1 protein-coding gene is annotated in these 211 nt (G+C 48.8%); it reads left to right on the forward strand.

The genetic code is table 11. The features are described 5' to 3' along the window. Positions 1–211, forward strand: a 211-nt coding sequence (locus AC3WV0_RS18200; RefSeq protein WP_488847498.1) for a hypothetical protein, incomplete at both ends; no start/stop codon positions are given.

Raw genomic sequence — 211 nt, forward strand, 5'->3', positions numbered from 1 at the left:
CGACAAAAGGGATTATACAACTGGCAGGAGATTTAGCAGGACCTGTTGCTGCCCCTACCATTGCAAGCAATGCAGTAACTTCTGCTAAAATAGCAGATGGTGCAGTAACAGCTTCAAAGCTTAACCAGATGTCCGCCACTTCAGGACAGGTACTGGGTTGGAACGGAACAGCCTGGGCCCCTACTGCCAATGGAATAAGTACTACCCTGAA

It is taken from the genome of Chryseobacterium sp. 27AL (assembly GCF_057815395.1).